Source organism: Fodinibius salipaludis (genome assembly GCF_002287075.1).
GTDB lineage: Bacteria > Bacteroidota > Rhodothermia > Balneolales > Balneolaceae > Fodinibius > Fodinibius salipaludis.
This window is the reverse complement of sequence record NZ_NSKE01000001.1, coordinates 301,682-324,690: the sequence shown is the minus strand read 5'-3', so window position 1 is coordinate 324,690 and position 23,009 is coordinate 301,682. Positions and strand designations below refer to the sequence as shown.

The 23,009-nt window shown below is 43.1% G+C and carries 15 protein-coding genes; 9 read left to right on the top strand and 6 right to left on the bottom strand.

The annotated features are described in order from the left end of the window. Positions 1–28: 28 nt before the first annotated feature. From murB to CK503_RS01290, 6 genes are all read left to right on the top strand, one after another. Entirely contained in the window at positions 29–1,081 is a 1,053-nt protein-coding gene (gene murB / locus CK503_RS01315) for a UDP-N-acetylmuramate dehydrogenase (protein WP_095604974.1), read from the top strand. Further along, a complete protein-coding gene (locus tag CK503_RS01310) occupies positions 1,068–2,963 on the top strand; it encodes a DUF2779 domain-containing protein (protein WP_095604973.1) in 1,896 nt (631 codons plus the stop codon). Before murB ends, CK503_RS01310 begins: the two co-directional genes overlap by 14 nt. Positions 2,964–3,044: 81 nt before the next feature. Then, positions 3,045–4,529, top strand: a complete 1,485-nt coding sequence (locus tag CK503_RS01305) for a M48 family metalloprotease (protein ID WP_095604972.1) — start codon at positions 3,045–3,047, stop codon at positions 4,527–4,529. 121 nt (positions 4,530–4,650) lie between these two features. Next, positions 4,651–5,946: an adenylosuccinate lyase gene (purB, locus tag CK503_RS01300; RefSeq protein WP_095604971.1), complete on the top strand. Its 1,296-nt coding sequence runs from the start codon at positions 4,651–4,653 to the stop codon at positions 5,944–5,946. A 95-nt stretch (positions 5,947–6,041) separates the two neighbouring features. Then, on the top strand, positions 6,042–7,100 hold the full coding sequence (locus CK503_RS01295) for a LuxE/PaaK family acyltransferase (RefSeq protein WP_095604970.1): 1,059 nt from the start codon (positions 6,042–6,044) through the stop codon (positions 7,098–7,100). 100 nt (positions 7,101–7,200) lie between these two features. Beyond that, entirely contained in the window at positions 7,201–8,280 is a 1,080-nt protein-coding gene (locus tag CK503_RS01290; RefSeq protein ID WP_095604969.1) for an acyl-CoA reductase, read from the top strand. 85 nt (positions 8,281–8,365) lie between these two features. Here CK503_RS01290 and CK503_RS01285 read toward each other — a convergent pair whose 3' ends face one another. The 4 genes from CK503_RS01285 to CK503_RS01270 all read right to left on the bottom strand — a co-directional run bounded on the left by CK503_RS01285 (position 8,366) and on the right by CK503_RS01270 (position 14,130). Further along, a complete protein-coding gene (locus CK503_RS01285) occupies positions 8,366–11,605 on the bottom strand; it encodes a VPS10 domain-containing protein (RefSeq protein WP_095604968.1) in 3,240 nt (1,079 codons plus the stop codon). Between the two features lie 262 nt (positions 11,606–11,867). Next, positions 11,868–12,932, bottom strand: a complete 1,065-nt coding sequence (locus CK503_RS01280; RefSeq protein ID WP_095604967.1) for a flavin monoamine oxidase family protein — start codon at positions 12,930–12,932, stop codon at positions 11,868–11,870. 99 nt (positions 12,933–13,031) lie between these two features. Next, positions 13,032–13,373 (bottom strand): cupin domain-containing protein, encoded by a 342-nt coding sequence (locus tag CK503_RS01275; protein ID WP_095604966.1) that lies wholly within the window; start codon positions 13,371–13,373, stop codon positions 13,032–13,034. Between the two features lie 112 nt (positions 13,374–13,485). Next, the gene (locus tag CK503_RS01270; protein WP_095604965.1) at positions 13,486–14,130 is read right to left on the bottom strand and encodes a class I SAM-dependent methyltransferase; all 645 of its coding nucleotides are present in this window, start codon (positions 14,128–14,130) and stop codon (positions 13,486–13,488) included. 183 nt (positions 14,131–14,313) lie between these two features. Here CK503_RS01270 and CK503_RS01265 point away from each other — a divergent pair, with 183 nt between their 5' ends. From CK503_RS01265 to CK503_RS01255, 3 genes are all read left to right on the top strand, one after another. Next, on the top strand, positions 14,314–16,053 hold the full coding sequence (locus CK503_RS01265) for a Na/Pi cotransporter family protein (protein ID WP_095604964.1): 1,740 nt from the start codon (positions 14,314–14,316) through the stop codon (positions 16,051–16,053). Positions 16,054–16,335: 282 nt separating this feature from the next. Beyond that, a complete protein-coding gene (gene leuS, locus CK503_RS01260) occupies positions 16,336–18,936 on the top strand; it encodes a leucine--tRNA ligase (protein ID WP_095604963.1) in 2,601 nt (866 codons plus the stop codon). Positions 18,937–19,110: 174 nt separating this feature from the next. Beyond that, positions 19,111–20,052: a sodium:calcium antiporter gene (locus tag CK503_RS01255; RefSeq protein WP_217988291.1), complete on the top strand. Its 942-nt coding sequence runs from the start codon at positions 19,111–19,113 to the stop codon at positions 20,050–20,052. Positions 20,053–20,152: 100 nt separating this feature from the next. On the opposite strand, the gene CK503_RS01250 is transcribed toward CK503_RS01255, so the two are convergent. Beyond that, positions 20,153–21,580 (bottom strand): GH3 family acyl-acid amido synthetase, encoded by a 1,428-nt coding sequence (locus tag CK503_RS01250; protein ID WP_095604961.1) that lies wholly within the window; start codon positions 21,578–21,580, stop codon positions 20,153–20,155. 95 nt (positions 21,581–21,675) lie between these two features. After that, entirely contained in the window at positions 21,676–22,839 is a 1,164-nt protein-coding gene (locus tag CK503_RS01245; RefSeq protein ID WP_095604960.1) for a citrate/2-methylcitrate synthase, read from the bottom strand. Positions 22,840–23,009: the final 170 nt, after the last annotated feature.

The window sequence follows — 23,009 nt, the reverse complement described above, 5'->3', positions numbered from 1 at the left end:
AATCTGTAAAAACAGCATATTTATATAGATGAGCACCGATTTTAAATCATTAGTTGAAACCGATGTTGATTTAAAGCCCTATAATACGCTGAATATTTCCGCAAGGGCACGTTATTTTGCCACAATAGAATCGGAATCTCAGTTAAAAGAAGTATTACGACATCCTAAGACTGAGGGGCTCAAAATTATGGTGTTGGGCGGTGGCAGTAATGTTCTTTTTGCGGATGATTTTGACGGTTTAATACTGCATATCGAGATAAAAGGACGGGAAGTGGTTAAGGAAAACGATGAGTATGTGTGGTTGAAAATTGGTGCGGGTGAAAATTGGCATCAGGCCGTCAGATACTGTGTTGAGAAGGGATGGGGCGGAATTGAAAACCTGTCGCTTATTCCGGGGACGGTAGGTGCGGCGCCCATACAAAATATAGGGGCTTACGGCGTTGAGCTGGAAGAAGTTTTTGAATGGCTCGAAGCTGTGGATATTGAGGGAAGGGAAACACGTCGATATGAAAAAGGGGATTGCAATTTTGGTTATCGTGACAGCATCTTTAAAGGGGAGCTAAAAGGTGTTGTGATTGTCACGAATGTGGTTTTGAAACTCTCTAAAAATCCGGAATTGAATACATCATATGGAGCTATCCAGTCAGAAATTGAAAAGCGAAATATCGATGAACTAACTATTCGTGATATCAGTGATATTGTAATTGATATCAGAAATAGCAAGCTGCCCAACCCCGATTTGCTCGGCAATGCGGGGAGTTTCTTTAAAAATTCCATTGTGGAAAATGATGTGTTTGAACGTATCAAAATGGAGTACCCCGAGGCTCCGGGTTATGAGATGGGGGATCAAAAAATGAAAGTGCCGGCAGGTTGGCTGATTGAAGAGGCGGGGTGGAAAGGAAAAGTAGTTGGGAATACCGGGACTTATAAACAGCAGGCGTTGGTGATTGTTAACCATGGGGGAGCCACAGGTGGTGAGATTTTAAATTTAGCTGATCAGATCAAAGAATCAGTTGAAGAACAGTTTGGTATTGCGCTCGTCCCGGAAGTTAATATTGTGAGTTCGGATGGCAAGGTTTAACGATCGCGATAAATATTTGACCAGACACCTCTTTGGTGCCGGTTTGGAATGTCCGGTTAAGCTTTATTACTACCGGCAGGGGTATCCCCAAAATAAGCAGTCACGACCCTTTATTGAACATGCTATCTATAATAAAAGATTACTAACGGCATTAGTCCGCTCGGTTTATCCTGATGGAATATTGGTAGATGAGAAACAGGTGCCAAAAGCAGCTGATAAAACGCATCAGTTATTGCAAAGCGCTAATGTTGTACTTTTTGATGCCGTTTTTGAGCATAAGAGTATGATGGCCCGGTTACCCATTGTGCATAAAACCGGTAATAAGCTGACGGCTTTCTATATCCGCACTAAGGCCTTTGATTCTCGTAAGCATAGAATTACAGACGCTAACGGTTTTATCAACAGTAAATGGGAAAAGTATATTCTGGATTTTGCTTACCAGGTGTATTTGATTCAGAACAATTTTCCCGGTTTGGATATTCAGGCGATGCTGGTAATGCCGGAGAAATCGAGCAGTGCGTATACCGATAATCTTCCTTTGTTATTACATCCTTTAGATAACAGCCAAAAGGTAGTGGATGTCGATTTTTCCAATCAGGAATTGTTGGCTAAACTGGATGTAACAGAGGTGGTTGAAAAATTAGTGAGCCAACCGGTTTTTGCTGAAAATTATCTTCCGAAACCCACCTTAAAAGAGACGTTAAAATACTTTTCAGCCGTGTATTCTGGGGATGATAAACCTGAGCCCGAGGTTGGTCTGAAGTGCAAGAATTGTGAATTCCGTATCGAAGAAAACAGGGTTGGTGAGGGAGAAAAAAGTGGATTTAACGAGTGTTGGTCGCCGGTGATGTCGGAGGGAAGCCCATCAAAGAATCACATTTTTGATTTAATTGGTCCGGGAACCAATCGGCGGCTTGCCAACGGAAATTATGATCAGGGAGATATTCCCCTCGATTCCATATTTAGTTCTGCAAGTGTTATCAAATCGGAGGGACGGATTTCTCAGGAGATGCGTCAAGCATTGCAAGTTCACAAAAGGAAGAATGAGGATGTGCCCGAGGAGATTATTCGACCTGTATTATTTGAAGAGCTCGATCGATGGGAATTTCCATTGCATTTCCTTGATTTTGAAGCAGGAAATTTTGCGGTACCGATCCGAAAAAATCGTACCCCTTATCATTTAGTCGTTTTCCAGTTTTCATGTCACACGCTGTATCAAGATGGAACTTGGAAACATCGGGAGTGGATTGACGATTTGAATAGTGGATATTCTAACTATGAACTGGTTCGAAGGCTAAAGGATATTTCGGATATCGAAGAAGGTACTATTGTTCAGTATTCCAACTTTGAACGACATGCGTTAAAAACGATTCGTTCAGAATTATTAAAGGAACATGATGAAATTTCAGATGCTATTCAGCTTGTTAGCTGGATTGAACAGCTCATTAATCGCCACGACTCCTCTCATTCGCAGCCGCCTTATATCGCTGATATAAGTCGCTTAGTAAAGAATTTTTATTATAACCGGGAGATGGAGAGTTCACTGAGTATAAAAGATGTGCTTCGGTCGGTAATGAGTCACAGTTCTTATCTTAAAGAAATTTACTCGAGGCCTTATTCCAGTAGTAATTTCAGAGATATTATTTGGTGGCAGCCGGATGGAAAGGGTGGGGCAAAAAATCCTTATGCCGTACTAACGGAAAGTGGTGATTCACCAATTCGACGCGGTACTGAGGCCATGGTGGTATATGGCAAAATGATTGCTCAAAAGTTAGATCCTAAAAAAAAGCAAGCCTATCAAAATGCATTGCTGAAATACTGTGAGTTGGATACCTTGGCTATGATGATGATATTTCAGCACTGGCAGGAAAAGATGGGGTAGTCTGAAGTTTTTAGCAGGAACATTTTGGGAGTTGCGTACATTTATAAATACTGATCAATGAACCAATAAAACAAAGGAATTATGTCTTCACTAAGAGTATTTGTCACAGCCATATTATTGGCATTTTTTGTAAGTGCTTGTACTGTTCAGAAAAGTCCGATTACCGGTTCTAAAAGAGCATACGGATATAGCTGGCAGCAGGAGGTAAAAATTGGAAAGGAGGCTGACCAGCAAATACAGCAACAATATGGAGTTTATGATGATGAAGAAGTTCAACAATACGTAGACCGTATTGGGCAAGAAGTGTTGGAAGTAAGCCATATGCGGCGCGAAGATACCGACCCCAAATATCGGGAGACAGAATTTCATTTCAGAGTGCTTAATAGTCCGGTGGTGAACGCTTTTGCATTGCCTGGCGGGTATATTTACGTAACACGAGGTTTGCTGGCACACCTTAAAAACGAAGCTCAGCTTGCGATGGTACTGGGACACGAAATTGCGCACGTGGCAGCACGACATGCTTCTCAACGTGCTTTTGAACAGCAGTTAGGACAGATCGCACTTATTGGGGGCGCGGTTGCCGGTGAGGAGCTGTTAGGGATACCGGGACAAAGCGTATTACAGTTAGGCAGTCAGGCTGCACAGTTTTTGTTTTTGAGTTACGGACGAGATGATGAGCGGGAATCGGATCAGCTGGGAGTCGAATATGCAGCTATGAAAAGCTATGAAGCCGAAGATGGAGCAGGATTCTTTTCGGCGCTTGAACGTATATCTGAACAATCGGGGCAGAGTATCCCCAGCTGGCAGTCGTCGCACCCTGACCCATCTGAGCGTGCTACCCGGATTCCTGAATTGGCCGATCAGTGGCGCGAAAAAGGATATGAGCAGAATATTGAGAATACGGATGAATATATGAGTACAATCGACGGCATTATTTACGGAGAAAATCCGCGCGAAGGATTTAGCGAAGATGGTAACTTTTACCATCCGGATTTGAAGTTTCAGTTTGATTATCCTGATAACTGGGAGATCGTGAATCAGCCAACCTTAGTTGCAGCAGTGAATGAAGATCAGGATGCTATTTCTCTAATGGAAATTGACAGTGAGACTGATTCGCCAGAATCATCGGTAATGAATTATGTTAGCCAAGAGGGGTTTTCAGTACAATCCCAGAATACAACTCAGCAAAATGGATTGAATAGTTACCAGGCATTGGCTATAGCAACTACCGAAGATGGGACAGAATATCGGTTTTTGGTTTATGCGGTTGATTATGACGGCAATATTTATCGCTTTACAAATTATAGTTTAGCTGAAAAATTTGACAGCTATCGCACAAACTTTGAGCAAACCAGCTACTCATTTTCGGAATTAAATGATCAGGATAAGCTAAATCGAGAGCCTGTTCGCTTGCAAGCACAAAAGGTGGATCGATCACAGTCCTTATCGAGATTTACCGATAATTTACCCATGGATATTACGGCTGAAGATGTGGCGATCCTCAATCAGATTGATGTGGATGCTACAATTGAACAGGGCAATTGGATTAAGATACCCCGTCAGTAATAAATGGCAGATCACTTTATATCTGCTGTCTTATATTTCATGTTTTGCCTTTCTCCTTTATCAATAAATCCAATATCTTTGGGCGAACCTACATTTTAATTACAGCCCAAATTTATAAGCAATGATTGAGCGATATTCCCGTAAGGAGATGGCCGAGATATGGTCGCTGGAGAACCAATTTCAAGCCTGGTTGGAGGTCGAGCTGGCCGCCTGTAACGCGTGGAGCAAACTTGGTAAAATCCCAAAAGAAGATGTCGAGAAGCTCTACGAAAATGCGTCGTTTGATGTCGACCGGATTAAAGAGATCGAAAAACAGACCCGTCACGATGTTGTGGCTTTTACCCGGTCGGTTTCAGAGTCGCTCGGTGAAGAGAAGAAGTGGGTGCACTACGGACTTACTTCGACTGACGTAGTGGATACGGCCAACGGTTATCGCTTGAAGCAGGCTAATGAGATCCTGCGGAAAGACATACAGCATATTATTGATGTGTTGGCGGAAAAGGCAAAAAAGCACAAGTACACCGTGATGATGGGACGTACGCACGGGGTACATGCAGAGCCAACGACCTTCGGACTTAAATGTGCGCTCTGGTATGCGGAGATGAAACGAAATCTGGAACGTTTTGAGAAAGCTGCTGAGAATGTGGAGTTTGGAAAAATGAGCGGATCGGTGGGAACGTTTGCGAATATTCCGCCGGAAGTAGAAGCTTCTGTTTGTGAAGAATTGGGACTCTCACCCGCACCGATATCTACCCAAACGCTTCAGCGTGATCGCCATGCCGACTATATTTCAACGTTGGCATTGATCGGATCAACGATGGAAAAAATGGCCGTAGAAATACGACATCTCCAGCGCAGCGAAGTCCGAGAAGCGGAAGAGTTTTTCCGGAAGGGACAAAAGGGGTCTTCCTCGATGCCGCACAAACGAAATCCGGTGAGCTCAGAGAATATTTCGGGCTGCTCTCGTGTGCTCCGCGGTTATATGATGTCGGCCTATGAAAATATTCCGCTCTGGCATGAGCGCGATATTTCGCATTCATCAGTCGAACGCATTATCCTGCCCGATGCTACTATTTTAATGGATTACATGCTCAATCGTTTCTCCGGTGTGGTCGAAAAGCTGACCATTTTCGAAGACAATATGCACGATAATATTTATAAGACGTTTGGGTTGACGTTTTCTCAGCGCGTACTGCATAAGCTGATCGATACCGGTATGTCGCGTGAAAAAGCATACGATACGGTTCAACCGCTGGCAATGCAGGCGTGGGAAGAAAAGACGATGTTCCGTGATTTGGTAGAAGCCGATGATACGGTGCAGAAAAATCTCACTGATGAGGAGATCGAGGAAGCTTTTGACCTGGATCACCACACTCGAAATGTCGAGCGTATCTTTGAGCGCGTAGGATTAGAATAGAAGGCTGACTTTAGCAGATACGACATAACTTCACAGATAAATATCTGTGATTACTCGTAATGACCTGTGTCATCAGTGTTATAATAGAATTAGTTATGAAAGATTGGGCAAATATTATTTTTTCGGATACGCTTTCATTTAAAGAGAAAGCCAAACAGGTTTTTGAATACCAGTTCGAGCAGAATCCTGTGTATCGGAGATATTGTGAGGCACTGGATGAAATAAAAACTTCGCGTCATTCCGAACTTGTTTCGGAATCTCATGCGACTCAAAATAATGATTCGGAGATCCTGAAACGAGTTCAGGATGACAGGGAAAGTATTCCACTGTTACCTATAAAGGCATTCAAGGACGCGGATGTGACGACCAGGACTGATGCAGAGGCTGAACTTATTTTTAAAAGCAGCGGTACCTCAGATATGCAGCGGAGTATCCATCGGGTGCATAATCCTGAACTTTACGATAAATCGCTGTTAAAAGGGTTTCGGCATTTTTACAATCTTGATAATGCCGTTATCTGGGGCTATACACCCGGGTATGCGGACAATCCGCATTCGTCGCTGATCTATATGATCCAGAAGCTTATTGATCAGGATAACAGTGGGTTGAGTCGCTTCTTGCCACTGGGTGAGCCGGTGAATCCCGGTGCGATTAAAGAAGTGCAGCGGCAGGGGAAACAGTTAATATTATTCGGGGCTGCCTTTGGATTGTTGGATTTGTTAGAGATGGATGATATTAATTTGCCATCCAACAGCATTGTAATTGAGACGGGGGGAATGAAAACTCATCGAAGAGAAATTTCTCGCAGTGAGTTACATCGCCGACTGGCAAAGGGGTTTAGATTGGACGGTAGTCGCATTCATTCTGAGTATGGTATGGCCGAGTTATTGAGTCAGGCCTATGCTACGGGAAAATGGTTTTCTACGGTCCCGTGGATGCAGGTTACCATCCGTAACCCTGAGAACCCGAATGAAATTCTGCCGCCATATGAGGAAGGATTAATTGGCGTCATTGATCTCGCAAATGTGCATAGTTGCTCTTTTCTTTTGACGGGTGATAAAGGTGTTATGGATAAAGACGGGCGTTTTAAAGTACTGGGACGTTGGAATCCTCGAGACCTGCGAGGCTGTAATTTTTTAATTGATGAAGATTAAATATACATAGAATTATAAACCCTGCGGGTCTCTCAAAGGGGTTTTATATCTTACTTTTTCAACATCTGTTAGACCCGTAGGGTTTTAGATAAATATTTTTATGACAGACACTCAACAACGAATAGATACCTTAATTAAAGCTACTGAAAACTGGCTGTCAGATGATAATCTATATTTAAAAGATGCCATCGACCGAACAGTAAGAGAGGGCTATTTCAGTTTTGAGGATATTAACTATGCTATTGAGGCTATAAAGAAAAGTATTAGCATATTAGCAATAGAGGAGTGGGTCGAACAGGCTGGATTGAATGACAAGCATGATGCATCCGACCAAAATGTACTGTGTCTGCATGCCGGAAATTTGCCATTGGTTGGTTTTCAGGATGCCCTTGCCACATTGTTGAGCGGTGCACGTTATACGGGTAAAATTTCTCGTAAAGACCCGTACCTGCTGCCGACTTTTCTGAATGAAGTAAAGAAGACGGATTTATGGTCCGACCGCGATGTACAGTGGACCCACCGCCTGGATGATTTTGAAGGAATGCCTCATGATGCCATTATCTTTGCTGGATCAGAATCATCCGTGTCGGGCGTGAAAAACTCCATTCAAAAGCTGGATTTAGCCAAGCCCGATGCCCGGTTTTTGATTCGTACAGCTCATTTTTCAATGGCTTATCTCGATAGAAAAGACGAGGAGGCCCTGCAAGCATTGACGGAGGCAATATTTCGATATGGCGGGAAAGGCTGCCGATCGGCGGCTATTATAGTTTCTCCTTTTTCACTGGCTGAACTTAAAGCGGAGCTGACAAATCACGCAAAAAGTTTCTGGCTCGAAAATCCCCAGCACGAATATCCATCCCCAAAGATAAAACAGCAGTTTGCCTATAACGAAGCTGTTGAACGCTCGCAGTTATGGTTGGAGTATTTTTTACTGCAGGAGGGAGGCTTGGAATTGGATCAGGATTTTGTCTGCTACTGGATAGAGGGTGACGAGTCAAAACTCAAAGAGCTGGCTACAACCTATCGTGATCAGCTACAGAGTATTTACGTAACAGACTCCGAGATTGATCTGGCTGATCGGGATTTGGAAGTAGAGCATCTATCAAATGCTCAGCAGCCTGCTATAGATTGGAAACCCGATGGGGTGGATACAGTGGAATGGTTAATCCAAGAGAAATAGTTTTGGGGTATATAAATTAGGTAAAAAGCAAAAAGGGACGCATGGGCGTCCCTTTTTTGCCTATTAGCTAAGATTGATTTTTTGATTAATTATCCTCGATAGGAGGAGCTCCTGCATTTTGGACCGCCTTTTCGAGCTCCGGCATTACATTTTCAGTGAAGTCACTAAGATCCTTTTGAAATTCCGATAACTCTTCTTTACCAGTTTCAATAGTTTCCCGATGCAGCTGAGTAGGTCCGTAAGTTGTATTTAACGCCCGGTATCCTACGAATAATCTCGATCGGGGAGAAGTGCTATCAGCAAGTTGACCGACTTCCTGTTTGGCCTCACTGCCGTTCATTCGTTCGTTCAGCTCTTGTAGACGGAGTCGTACGTTATTAAGCTTGGTAACTAAGTCAGGAGCTTCTTGATCTGCCCGAGATAAAGCTCGTTGCAGGGTATTGACCTTTGTGATTTGATCCTGCAGGGTATTTGTCGTGCGAGTAAGATCTTGCTGGAAGTTTTCAAGGGTTTCCCTGAATTCAGCAAACTCTTCATTTGAAGCACCTTCAAGTGCACCATCGCGAAGAGGTACGACATCAAACGTTACCGGTTCTGAAAGTTGGGTTACTTCGCCACGGACAACTTTTGATAGGGTGGCAGTATAAGTGCCGGGAGTCGCCATAAATCCGTCATCAAAAATGCTGCTGGACTCATCCAGCTCAACCACATCTTTCGATGGGTAATTGAGTTCCCAATTGATCCGATGAAATCCTTCGGAGGTAGGTCCTTCAATTCGGTTTACTACATTACCGCTTTCATTTTTGATGGTAACTACAACTTTGGGTTCTTCTTCGCACATCTCAGCTTCAAGATTATCCCAACCGGGGAAAGGAACGTCTTCGTCTCTATCCAGTTCGGCTTCTCGTTCCTGCCGCTGAGCTTTCATCGATTTATAGCTGTCTTTGAGATAGTAAGTGAATACCGTTCCAAAGGGGGGATTCTCTGCTTTAAAATAGTTATCACCCATAGAACCAACTACACTGTTTTCTATATACCAGAAAGTCTCTCGCGGCGTAAATAGTTTCGCTTCTTGATTGAGAGTCTGGTTGTCAACTTCACGAAGTGGGCTATAGTCGTCGAGGATATAGAATCCCCGTCCAAACGTCGCACCTACCAAGTCGTTGTGGTCGCGCTGAATTTCAAGATCACGGAAAGGGATAGTTGGAACACCACCATTTAGTTCTTGCCAGTTTTCACCACCGTCGACGGTGAAGAATACGCCGAATTCTGTACCGGCAAATAGGAGATCTTGTTTTTTATGATCCTGGATGACACGCCATACTAAGTGACGATCGGGGAGATCATTGCTAATTAATGACCATGATTCCCCACGATCGGTGCTTTTAATTAAGTAGGGAGAAAAATCTCCGTTTTTGTGATCATCCATAGCCACATACACGGTATTAGCGTCAAAACGATCTGCCTTTATATCATTGATAAAAGCTTTCTCGGGGACGCCATCAATGTCAGACAGCTTAATCTCACGCCAGCTGTCGCCGCCATTTTCGGTAACTTGGATACGGCCGTCATCAGTACCTGCATAAATAAGGCCTTCCTGCCGGGGCGATTCTGCGAGTGAGGTAATCGTATTGTAGTTTGACATAGCATTCATATCCCAGGGATTGTCCCAGCTGCGTTGTTTACCCATAATGGGTAGCTTAAGCCGATTTTGGTCGAGCGTGAGATCCCCAGATATGGCGGTCCAGCTGTTGCCACGATTTTCAGAAATCCATACCCGTTGTGAAGCAAATAGTAGTTTTGTTGGGCTATGTGGACTTACCTCAATGGGTGCGTCCCAGTTAAAACGTTCAGACTTTTCATCTTTGCCGGCTTGAGGCTGGATCATAACTTGATCACCGGTGGTTCGATCAATTCGGTGAAGGCCGCCCTGCTGGGTTTCAGCATAGAAGATCTCCGGATTTCCGGGTTCGGTAGCTGTATCATGACCGTCGGCAAAGAGTGTTTTCTGCCAGTCGGCATTACGGATACCGTCTTCGTTATCTGTGCGTGAAGGACCCATTTGTGATCCATTATCTTGAGTTCCCCCATACACGTTATAAAACGGTTTGGCATCGTCGACAGCTACTTTGTAGAACTGGGTAATCGGCATGTTATTAATAAAATGCCAAGATTTTCCTTGGTCAAAACTTTCATAGATCCCACCATCCGTTCCTATTAGGATATAATTCGGATCATCTTCTCGAAAAGCTATCGCATGATCATCTACATGTCGGGAATCGGTATCCATTTCCTCAAAGGTAGCGCCGTGATCAGTAGAAACCTCGGTTTGAACATCCATCAAATAGAGAGTACCGAAGTGATGGGGCGAAGCATACAGTTCCTGGTAGTAGTGCGGCCCAGTTCCACCGGCAACCGTATTGGACATCTTTTTCCAGGATGCGCCGCGATCTTCGGATTTGAATACACCGCCGGTTGTTCGATCAAGCGTGATGGCAGCATAAACGATGTCGGGTTTTTGTGGGGATATAGCCAGCCCAATTTTACCCATATTTGAACTCGGAAGTCCACTTTCTAATTCTTTCCAGCTATCGCCGCCATCGGTACTTTTGTGGATGCCGGTACCCGGACCGCCGCCCATGTAGGCTGCCGCTGTTCGATGTCGTTGCCAGGTAGCAGCATAGAGCCGGTCAGGATTTCGAGGGTCCATGACAATATCTGTTACCCCGACCCATTCATCATCGCCGAGAACTTTATTCCAGTTATCGCCGCCGTCGGTGGATTTATACAAGCCGCGATCACCTCCGCTATCCCAAAGGGGGCCCTGAGCTGCAACCCAGATTATGTCCGAATCTTTGGGATGGACAATGACCTTGGAAATATGTTCGGAATTTTTGAGTCCCATATTCTGCCAGCTGTCGCCGCCGTCAGTGCTTTTATAAACGCCGTCGCCGTAACCTACATGACGTCCGCCAACATTTTCTCCGCTTCCAACCCAAATAGTATTGGGATTATTCGGATCAATAGTTACCGACCCGATTGAATAGGAAGACTGGTTATCAAATATTGTATCCCAAGAGGTACCAGCATTAGTGGTTTTCCATACACCGCCGGAACCTACAGCTACGTACCATGTATTTTCGTCATTGGGATGAATAGCAATATCGGCTATTCGACCGGATGTTAATGCCGGACCGATATTGCGGAGCTCAAGTCCGCTATAATTGGCTTCTGAAACACTTCTGGCATCGTCTTGTGCCGCAAGCGGAGTTCCGCCCAGCACGAGAAAGATGAGTAATAGGAGAGAGGTGAGTTTAACTTTCATACTGATAAAATTTGTTAAAGAAATGATTACTTAAGACTATAAAATTTTTGAAGGCATAGTTCAAACAGTTAAAGTCTCTTCAAGATTTGTTGGACGATTTACGTAAACAGATTTCTAAAAAATGTTCTTTTTAAAAGTCTTGCTTCAATTTACGGACAGGAACATGAGTCTATCCATGTAAATTTAATCGGTAATTTAGGTTTCTTTTATCAGTCCCGATCAGCAGGAATCAATGCGGTAGAATGCCTAATTAACCAAATAACTATGCTAAATTTTCCATTATTTGATCAACAGTTCGGTGTGCACTTTCTACAGCACCGTCCATATAGCCCGGGAAAGAGCTTGCCGTTTCTGATCCTGAGATAAAGAGCTGATCATCCCAATAGGGTTTTTGAAATATGCGATTCCCGTTGTTTTGGTGAGGAATTAGATCGTTGTCATATTTTACAAAGCTGTATGGTTCATCCTTCCATACTGCCTCGTGATAGGAGTGGTAGCTATCGGTTTTATCCCCGTAAAATCGATGTAATTGCTTAAGTACCAACTTCTTTCGGTCGTTATAAGATACTGAGTGATAGGCCTCATTCATAAATCCTTTCAGCGCGTATTGGGATTGATGCTCATTGGAATGGTCGTACATCTCGTTAAGTGGACCCACATTACTGAAAATAGTGCCGCTGGAGTTAGGTTTTCTCCAGAACGGTTCTTGAAAAGTCAGGGCTACCTTGATGGATTCAGCCATCCAGGTGTGTGTTTGACGAGCTGTTTCATGAAGCTCGTTGGGCAGTGTTGGAGTGAAAGCGACAGAATCTACAAGTAGCTTGGGCGGCAGTGTGCTAATGATTGCATCAGCTTCAAAAAGGTCGTTATCGGTTTCTACTTCCAACTTATTTTTTTGTTTTCGGAGGGAACTTACAGGCTGACCCAACAAAATTTGGTTGTCATCCAGGTGATTTGCCAGCGAGTAAATGAGATTATCACTGCCTCCTTCGATGCGGTAGCTGGGTTCTTCGTTGGGCGGTAGATTAACAAGTTGGGGTGGCGAAACCGACATGGGCTCATAATATCCTTTGTCACCCATGAACTGTTCATGGGTGTCGATATTCAATTCATCCAGAAGCTCCAGCAAGTGATGATGCTTATTACCCAGCCAGGTGGCCCCCATTTCAATAGGAGCTTCGCCATCGTTGCGCAGGGTATGAATACGTCCCCCGAGTCGATCACGTGCTTCGAGAATTGTTGTTTTGATTCCTTTTTTGGCAAGCAGATAGGCTGATGTAAAACCGCAAAGTCCGCCGCCAATAATGATAATATTTTTGGGTTGCATATTTTATATAGGGGGCTCAATTAGAACAGAAAAATAAATTACTCAGTCCTTTTCGGCGATCAAACAGAATAAACTGGAGCCATAATATCTGGCCATAGGTTAATTTGACTCTCGTTCTCCAAAAACAATGGTGACCAAAAGGATAGTATCTTCTTTTACACTGTACGAGAAGGGTTGGCCCTCCTTTAAATAGAGCCAGTCATCCTTGGTAAGTGTTTCCGCTGTACTGTCAATATGGAATAAGATTTCTCCATCCAGACATAATACAGATATTTCGCTGTCAACAGTATGTCGATCAACAACTTTTCCCTTATGCAATGCCATACGAATAACCTCCATTTTGTCCGTCTTGACCAAGGCGTAGGTGGTGTCTACTTCCAGTTCTTCGCGTAGTGTTTGCAGGTTGATACGATCACCCGATTTCACGTGTCCGTAACTCATAGTCAACCTCCGTTCGTTTGGTAGGAATTGATACAAACAATCTACTTAGAATTATTGAACGGATAAAGAAATATGAGGTCAGATTTAGGAACTAATCCTCAGTTGATAAAACTCAGGAATTCCTGTTTGGTTTTTGCATTACTACGTAGATATCTCTTCCCGAACCTTTTTTAGAGTCAATAAGCGAAAATCCTGCTTTTTTTAGTTCTTCTACTACAGTTTCGGCTGTTACGCCATGTTGACTGCCGGATGATCTTCCTTCAGGATCAGCTTCAGATCCACGAGGTTCAAAATCAATAATGGCCAAGCGTCCACCGGGTTTAAGAGATTTGAACAGGCTGGCGTTAAAGGTTTTGGGATTTGTGATATGATGGTAAACGCGTCGCAAAAATATGGCGTCACAGCACTGCTCGGGGAGGTTTGTTTTATCGGGGTGTCCTTCGAGAACGGATATATTATCGAAATTGGAATTCTGGACCTTTTCTTTTAGCTCCTCAAGTCTGTCGGCTCCCAGCTCAGTACTGTAAATAGTACCTTTAGCAGCGAGATGCTTGGCAATCGCCAGTGTTTGGTCGCCGTCTCCCGCTCCGATATCAGCGATGGTCGATTCACTTTCGATTTCAAGAGCTTCAATAAGCCAGTCTACGTCTGATTGATTACCCGGAGCTTGGGCACAGGAAATGGAGACGGTTACCAGAAGCACCAGAAAAATAGTAGATATATACTTTCTAAACTTGTTGAAACTGAAGAACACCATTATTTGCGAAGTTTAATCTGCCTTATAAAAGTAGTATAAAGTAATGTGTTGTTTAATACTAATGGGATTGATTTCTGTTCTTTTATTTCTGTTAAAAAATGCTGATATCTGTTATATTTACCCGCGCTGTTTTTTCGGGATACAATCCCATTTAATTTAGATTAGCATATAAACAAACGAATAATGACGTATACGTTTTGGGATTTTCTGCAGCTTATCGGGGCATTGGGAATTTTCATCTACGGCATGAAGGTTTTTAGTGATGGTCTTCAGAAAGTTGCAGGTAATAAGCTTCGGGCTATTCTCAAAGGAATGACCAGCACTCGGTTTCGGGGTATTCTCACCGGGTTTGCTACTACATCAATCACACAATCATCTTCTACCACAACGGTGATGGTGGTGAGTTTTGTGAATGCTGGTTTGATTACTTTTATGGAATCCACAGGGGTTATAATGGGAGCCAATATAGGTACAACGGTTACCGCCTGGATGATTTCTATTTTTGGGTTTAAGATGCAGATTACTTCAGTTGCCATGATGTTAATCGGTGTCTTTTTTCCTTTCATCTTTTTCGGCCGCGAGAAGCTGCGCAACCTTGCCGAAGCGATGATCGGATTCGGTATTCTGTTTATTGGTCTTGATTTTATTAAAAATGGGGTGCCCAATATTCAGGAGAATCCAGAGATGTTTATGTTTTTGGATCAGTTTACGGAGTTTGGCTTTGCGTCCATCGTTATTTTTGTGATTGCCGGTACAATACTCACCCTGGTTACCCAGTCATCCTCAGCAGCTATGGCAATTACCCTTGTTATGTTATTTGAGGGATGGATTGATTTCCCAATAGCAGCCGCGATGGTATTGGGTGAAAATATCGGAACTACAGTAACTGCGAATATTGCCGCCGTGGTAGGGAATGTGTATGCCAAACGGGCCGCCCGTTTTCACTTCGTCTTTAATATGTTTGGAGTGATCTGGATGATGATTTTAATTGATCCCTTTTTAATGGGGGTTGATTCTTTGATGAGCTATTTTGTGCCTGAGTCAGGGTCTATTCTTCATGCAACAAGCGAAATTGGGCGTGCTAATGCCACGCTGGCTCTTTCACTGTTCCATTCGGTGTTTAATGTGCTTAATGTGTTATTGTTGGTTGGTTTTGTGCCTTATATTGTTCGAATTATTGAAAAATATCAGAAAGAAAAAGAGGATACACAGCATCGGTTACAGTATATCTCTTCGGGTATGATGTCTTCTCCCGAGTTGTCGATGTCTCAAGCACATAAAGAAATTCAATTATTCGCTAAGCTGATTGAAAAAATGCACTTTAGCATGCAAGGATTGTTGTTTAACAAACAGAACCGGCAGGATCAATTCTTAGATAAGATTGAAAAAAGGGAGGGGATAACAGATAATATTGAATTGGAAATTGCTGAGTACCTCACTAAGATTTCCAGTTATAACCTCACTGAAGATGCTACACGTCGCATACGAGGAATGCACAGTATGATTAATGATCTTGAGCGTGTAGCGGATATCTATTTCCAGATGTCTAAAACTTTTGAGCGAATGCAAAATGAGGGACGAGAACTCCCCGATCCTGCAATGAAAAAATTAAATGAGCTGCTTGATTTAGTACACGATGCCGTTCGAAATGTCCGGGAAAATCTGGACAAAGATAATGGGGAAATCAATCTTGATAAATCTATTGCAATCGAAGATGCTATTGATGATTGTCGCGATGATTTATTAGAGTTCCACTACGCCCAGCTTGAGAAAAACACCTACTCAAATGAGGTAGGATTTGTATTCTTGGATTATCTGAATCGATTGGAGAAAATTGGTGATCATCTCTTTAACGTAAATGAAGCTCTTGCGGGTGTTAAGGTGAAGGCTGCCTATGAAAGAGTGATTGAGGAGAGGGGATAATACTTTCTTCAAACCAGTCCAAATTTTGCTTATTTTTGGCGACTAATGAATTGGACAATAGAATGCAGGTGAAACGGATCTGGCAGATTGTTATTGAATAATTGAATATCAACAATCATGTCATTCTGAACTTCTTTCAGAATATGGAATTCGGAAATGGGTGAAGTAGATCCTGAACTAAATTCAAGATGACATATAGCAGTTAAAGAAATTTTATTGCAATAGCGCTATCCGCGTTCTATTACATAATCAACCAATAATAAATTTATAATCAGTAACTGAATGAGTTCGTACAAGCCGGAAGATATTGAATCTAAGTGGCAGGAATATTGGCAGGAAAATAAGACCTTTAAAACGCCGGAAGATCACGACAAGCCCAAGTATTATGTACTGGATATGTTTCCATATCCCAGTGGTTCAGGGCTGCACGTAGGTCATCCGGAGGGGTATACCGCTACTGATATACTGGCGCGTTACAAGCGGATGAACGGTTTTAATGTCTTACATCCCATTGGATGGGACGCTTTTGGATTGCCAGCAGAGCAATATGCGGTGAAGACAGGAACTCATCCCAGAGATACAACTCAGCAAAACGTAAATCGTTTCCGCGAGCAGCTACAGGATTTGGGGTTTAGTTATGATTGGGATCGTGAAGTTAACACTACCGATCCGGATTATTACAAATGGACCCAATGGATTTTTCTGAAGCTCTATGAAAAAGGGTTAGCCTATGAAGACGATGTGCCGGTAAATTGGTGTCCTGAGTTGGGAACGGTATTGGCCAATGAGGAAGTGATTGATGGTAAAAGTGAAGTTGGTGGCTTTCCGGTAGTCAAAAAGCCGATGCGTCAGTGGGTATTGAAAATAACTGAATATGCTGATCGTTTGCTTGAGGGACTTGATGATTTGGATTGGCCGGAATCGACTAAAAAGATGCAGCGCGACTGGATTGGAAAATCCATCGGAGCCAATATTGATTTTGAGGTGGCTAATTATGATGAAGAGATTAGGGTATTTACTACGCGTCCCGATACTATTTTTGGTGCTACGTACATGGTATTGGCGCCTGAGCATGATTTAGTGGATAAAATTACGACCGACGATCAGAAAGAGGCCGTTCAAGCATACCAGGAAGAGGCGGCGCGAAAATCAGATTTGGAACGCACCGAGCTTAGTGATGAAAAAACGGGTGTCTTTACCGGAGCCAGTGCTATTAATCCCGCTACAGGAGAAGAAATCCCCATCCTGGTTGCCGACTATGTGTTGGTAACTTACGGAACCGGAGCAATTATGGCGGTGCCGGGACATGATGACCGGGATTGGGAATTTGCCCAAAAGTTTGATCTGGATATTATCGAAGTGGTTAAAGGTGGCGATGTCTCTGAAGGGGCTTATACTGATACCGAAGAGGGGACCCTCGTTAACTCTGAGAATGATGAGATTTCATTAAATGGTTTGCCTGTTGATGAGGCAATTGAAGAAATTACGAATTGGCTTGAGAAAGTTGATCGTGGAGAAAAGGCCGTCAATTATAAACTGCGCGATTGGCTATTTTCGCGTCAGCGTTATTGGGGCGAACCGTTTCCCATTATTCATGTTGATGGCGAACCCAAACCGGTTGGCGAAGACAATTTACCGGTAACGTTGCCCGAAATGGATGACTTTGAACCTACCGAGGACGGTGAGCCACCACTGGCTAAGGCGACCGACTGGGTCAATACCAAAGATCCCGAAACCGGTAAGCCGGCCAAGCGGGAAACGAATACCATGCCGCAGTGGGCGGGCTCATGCTGGTATTATCTGCGATATTGTAGCCCTGAATTTAGTGAAGGTCCCGTAGATCCGGATGAAGAAAACTATTGGATGCCGGTGGATATGTATGTCGGTGGGGCCGAGCACAGCGTGTTGCACCTGTTATATGCACGATTTTGGCACAAGGTGTTGTATGATTGCAGCGTGGTATCCACTAAAGAACCGTTCCAGCGATTGGTACATCAGGGGATGATTTTAGGTGAGATGGAGTTTACCGGTTTTAAAAAAGACGGTAACTGGATTTCTGCTGATGCTGCCGATGAGGTAGCGGAGGTCGAACGCGTAAAGCTCAGTGAAGATCAGGTAGAGAAAGAAGGTGATAATTTTGTGATTAAAGACACAGAAATCACCGTAGATGCCAAAGCGCACAAGATGTCGAAATCACGCGGTAATGTCGTCAATCCCGATGACATTGTGGATCAGTACGGTGCGGACTCTATGCGACTGTACGAGATGTTTATGGGGCCATTAGAGCAGGTTAAGCCATGGAGCACCCAAGATGTGGATGGCGTTTATCGTTTTCTGGGACGTGTTTGGCGATTGATGATTGATGAAGACAGTGGAGGATTGAAAGAATCTGTTATAGATAGTGATCCATCTAAAGAGCAGCTGAAGGTACTGCATGAATGCATCCAGAAAGTAACCGGAGATATTGAGGAGCTTTCGTTTAACACAGCTATTTCTGCGATGATGATTTTTGTAAATGAAGCAAATAAATGGGACCAACATCCAAAGGCTGTTTTAGAGCCTTTTATTAAGCTGTTGTCTCCCTTTGCGCCGCATATCGCTGAAGAGTTATGGAGCAAACTCGGTCATGATGAGTCTATCACCTATGCCGAATGGCCGGAGTTTAACGAGGAGTATTTGATTTCTGATACGCAGCTTTATCCCATCCAGGTAAATGGGAAAGTGCGTGGAGAGATTCATGTACCTCGTGAGAAGGCCAAGGATAAGGAGTTTGTACTTTCTGAGGCAAAGGCTGAAGAGAATGTGAAGAAATATTTAGAGGACGGAAACCTCGTGAAAGAGATTTTTGTCCCCGAACGTATTGTAAATTTGGTGGTAAAGTAAGTTTGAAAATTCGATAAACCTAATTTATAAAAGGGCCGGTGATCTTGTAGATTGCCGGCCTTTTCTATGTTAGCTTACCATATTGTTGACTATCAGGTTGTGTTAGCAATTTCCCTTTAACTCAGAAAATTCTTTTTTTGGAATAAAAATATAAAGCGAGTTATATAGCATATCGTGATATTTCCCTTATTCGTTTTTGTTGCCGGATTACTAATGATCGTCTTTTTTTCTGAAAAGTTGGTAGAGGCAACGGTTGGTACTTCTGTTGGATTTGGGATTTCTACTTTTTTAATCAGCGTTATTGTAATTGGATTTGATCCGGAAAATTTGGGATTGGGAGCAGTAGCATCTTATGAGGGAGTTACCGGTATTGCTGTCGGTACTATAATAGGTTCGGCAATGGTTGCAGTGGCTTTAGCACTGGGGATTACTGCGCTTTTTGCTCCTATGGAATTCAAAGAAGTTCCGATGCAGATTCCGCTTGTAACAGTTGCTGCTGTGGTATTGTTTGGATTACTCAGCTTTGACGGGCAACTGTCTCGTTTTGACGGAATTATATTATTATTGGCATACTGTACTGCTGTCTGGTATTTGATTTATCTGGCGCGAAGAGGATTAGACGTTCAGCCCACCGGTGAGGCAGCCGAGGCTGTAGAGGAAGGGACAAATCTAAGTCAGTGGCAATCGATTATTATGCTCGCAGGATCGTTGGTTGCAATTATAGTGGGCAGTGAATGGATCGTATGGGCATCCAGGGAACTTATGGATGGATTTGAATTATCAGACACGTTATTTGGAATAACAATTGTAGCGCTTTTAGTAAGTATCGAAGAGGTTGCACGAGAGCTGCCGGCAGCTCTGAAAGGACGTCCTGAAATTGCATTTGGCAATGTGGTGGGATCGGTACTGGCGTTTTTCTTATGCAATGCCGGAGTGATTGCGATAATTCGTCCGGTACCTATAAGCTTTGAAGTATTTAGCTTTTATCTGCCACTATCACTGGCGGCGGTATTATTTGTGGCTTTTTTGATGATCCAAAAATCTATTCCCCGGTGGGGTGGAATGGTTTTAGTTCTGGTATATCTGCTGTTTTTTATTAGGGGATATTTATGGTAAAGGTTACGGTAACGTAATACCCTATGCTCAAAAAATAGGAGGGGATAATTTTAGAACCTTTTATAAAAATTCCCCTCGTGATCATTGGAAAATTAAATTGTTACTTAAAAAAATCGATATCTTCCTCATCCCGTAAAATAGCCGGTAATTTACCCTGCGCTTTATCTTTTCCTTTGCTGGCCAGCCAATTGTTAATCTGTTGTTGTGAGATGGAATAGACTTTGGGAAGGCCGAGAGCATTACTTTCTCTGCGAATGGCATAGTGACGATTGATTTCTCGTACTTCTCGGTCAATGTTTTGGGCAAGTCGATCTAATGTATCACGGTGAAGTTGTTCCGGTGTACGGATGAACCAAAAGTGTTGTGGAGCAGCTGCTCCTTCTTGAAGAGTGGCACCAATAGTGAAATTGCCAATTTCAATATCCATTTCTTGTGATATGTTTTTTAACGCTTCTTCGGCTTCATAAGCGTACAAGGCTTCGCCATAGTCATCGAGCATTTCACTTACGCGTCCCATTACCTTAATCCGTGGTGGATCGGTCTGTGTAAACTCTACTATATCGTTTAAGGTGTATCGCCATAGTCCCGAGTTAGTGGTAACCAGCATGGCATAGGGGGTGTTGGGTTCTACCTCCCAAAGTGGTACCGTTTCTTGCACGGCCATTGCGTCTTGGTCGGGGAGGGGATTGGGAATGAACTCATAAAAGATGCCATTATCGGCAACGAGTTTCATATCTGTTCTATTCCAGTCATCAGTAAATGAAAAGTAGCCCTCCGAAGCACCATATGTTTCTACAAAACTGACATCAGGTTTGTCCATAAGTTTCTCGAGATGGGGCTTATAGTTTGCCAGTTTTACACCGCCGCAGACGAGCAGGGTAAGGTTCGGCCAGACTTCACGAATACTTGATGCTCCAGTTCTATCGAGCACCTCCTTAAACATAGTCAATATCCAGCTTGGTACGGCAGTAATTACGCGTATATCACTGTCTAACGCTTCATCAACAGTTTGGTTTACTTTTTGATTGAACGGAAGTTGACTGAGCTTTATAGGATCAATAAGCTGGAACGGGGTTAACCACCATGGCGCTTGTTGCGCAGTATAAGCGCTGATCTCCCCAATTTGGAAACCATCTTTTTCTTCCAGCGTTCCCGGGATGCTTATATGTTTGCCCCAAAGATCGAAAATATTGGGGTTTTTTTTAAGATAATTTAACACGACCTTCTGCATAAAATTCCGATCGCTTTCAAGTCTTGCATCTGTTAAGGGCAGGTGTTTTCCTTCGCCTGAGGTACCGGCCGATACGGCATATTTATTCACTTTCCCGGGCCAAAAAATATTACTCTTTCCCTGTTTAAGCTCTTTTATTTGCAACTTAATATCATCATAAAATGATATGGGAATACGGTCAGTGAATTCATCAAAGGCATTGATGGATTGCAAATCGTACTGCTGACCAAATTCTGTATTTTGGGCAGTTTTTAATAAACGTATAAGCTGTTGCTGTTGTATTTCTTTAATACTCAAGGCAGAGGAATTTGGACTAATAACGTTTTAAAAAGAAAATAAAAAAGCCCCGAAAAAGTTCGGGGCTGAATATTTAAGACAAAGAATCCAATGGATTATCGATTTTCAACCGGGACCCAGTCTTTATTCTTTTCGCCAACATACATGGCACGGGGACGAACAAGACGGTTGTTCTCGGCTTGTTCAATGTAGTGCCCCGTCCAGCCGGATACGCGACTCATAGCGAAGATACAAGTATAAAGATCAGGCTTAATGCCCATAGAGTAATATACGGTGGCTGAGAAGAAATCAACGTTGGGATCAATATCCTTTTCATCCTTCATTGTCTTCAGAATAGCCTCTGACCATTCATAAAGATTTTCGTGACCGGTCTCTTCGGAAAGTTCTTTTGACATACCACGCAAAATTCGAGCTCGGGGATCCATGGTTTTATACACACGATGACCAAAGCCCATGATTTTTTCTTTGCGCTCCAATCGTCCGTGCACGTATTCAACAGGATCAGCATCTTTTTCCTCAATATCCATCAACATGTTCATAACCTGTTGATTGGCTCCGCCATGCAAGGGGCCTTTAAGAGCACCGATAGCACCTGTTACCGAAGAATACATATCTGATTCGGTTGAACAGATAGCTCGGTTTGTAAAAGTTGAAGCATTCATACCATGCTCAGCGTGCAAAATAAGGCAGAGATTCATTGTTTGTTCCGCCTTTTCGCCCGGTTCTTCATCATTGAGCATGTAAAGAAAATTATAAGCCGTACTCTTTTCATCGAGAGGGGCTACAATATTTTTACCGTTTCGGGCACGATCAAAAGCAGCAATTACCGTTGGAATTTTAGCTGTTATGGAAATAGCTTGGTTAAGACGGAATTCCTTATCATCGTCGGTTTGCACTTCATGGAAATCACCGAGCATAGAAACGGCTGTCCGAAGCACGGCCATAGGTTCAGCATTCTTGGAAGTGCTTTTAATATAATTTAAAACCGGCTCGGGTAACTCACGATTATTTTGGAGCTTAGTATTTAATCCATCCAGTTCTTCCTGGTTAGGAAGACGGTCATTCCATAAAAGGAAGCAAACCTCTTCAAAGCTCGCATTTTCTGCCAACGTATCGATGTCGTACCCGGCATAGATAAGTTCTCCTTTTTCTCCGTCGATAAAACTTTTAGTACTGCTAAAGGCAACGATGCCTGCAAGTCCTTTATTTATGTGCGGATACTGACTTAAATCAATTTCTGTATTTGTACTCTCAGCCATTCTATACTCCGAAATTTTGGATTGAATATATACTTTTTGTTTCGGTTAAATGTAATAAAAACAGATCTAAAAATCAGGGATAAGTTGAATGCTATCAACCAATAAACCCAATAATTATATTACTTAACGAAAGTTAGGTTAACAGCGTTTACCTGTAGCTATTTAATTTA

Coding starts and splice junctions, on each gene's coding strand:
- murB (WP_095604974.1), top strand. CDS start 29: ATGAGCACCGATTTTAAATCATTAGTTGAAACCGATGTTGATTTAAAG.
- CK503_RS01310 (WP_095604973.1), top strand. CDS start 1,068: ATGGCAAGGTTTAACGATCGCGATAAATATTTGACCAGACACCTCTTT.
- CK503_RS01305 (WP_095604972.1), top strand. CDS start 3,045: ATGTCTTCACTAAGAGTATTTGTCACAGCCATATTATTGGCATTTTTT.
- purB (WP_095604971.1), top strand. CDS start 4,651: ATGATTGAGCGATATTCCCGTAAGGAGATGGCCGAGATATGGTCGCTG.
- CK503_RS01295 (WP_095604970.1), top strand. CDS start 6,042: ATGAAAGATTGGGCAAATATTATTTTTTCGGATACGCTTTCATTTAAA.
- CK503_RS01290 (WP_095604969.1), top strand. CDS start 7,201: ATGACAGACACTCAACAACGAATAGATACCTTAATTAAAGCTACTGAA.
- CK503_RS01285 (WP_095604968.1), bottom strand. CDS start 11,605: ATGAAAGTTAAACTCACCTCTCTCCTATTACTCATCTTTCTCGTGCTG.
- CK503_RS01280 (WP_095604967.1), bottom strand. CDS start 12,932: ATGCAACCCAAAAATATTATCATTATTGGCGGCGGACTTTGCGGTTTT.
- CK503_RS01275 (WP_095604966.1), bottom strand. CDS start 13,373: ATGAGTTACGGACACGTGAAATCGGGTGATCGTATCAACCTGCAAACA.
- CK503_RS01270 (WP_095604965.1), bottom strand. CDS start 14,130: ATGGTGTTCTTCAGTTTCAACAAGTTTAGAAAGTATATATCTACTATT.
- CK503_RS01265 (WP_095604964.1), top strand. CDS start 14,314: ATGACGTATACGTTTTGGGATTTTCTGCAGCTTATCGGGGCATTGGGA.
- leuS (WP_095604963.1), top strand. CDS start 16,336: ATGAGTTCGTACAAGCCGGAAGATATTGAATCTAAGTGGCAGGAATAT.
- CK503_RS01245 (WP_095604960.1), bottom strand. CDS start 22,839: ATGGCTGAGAGTACAAATACAGAAATTGATTTAAGTCAGTATCCGCAC.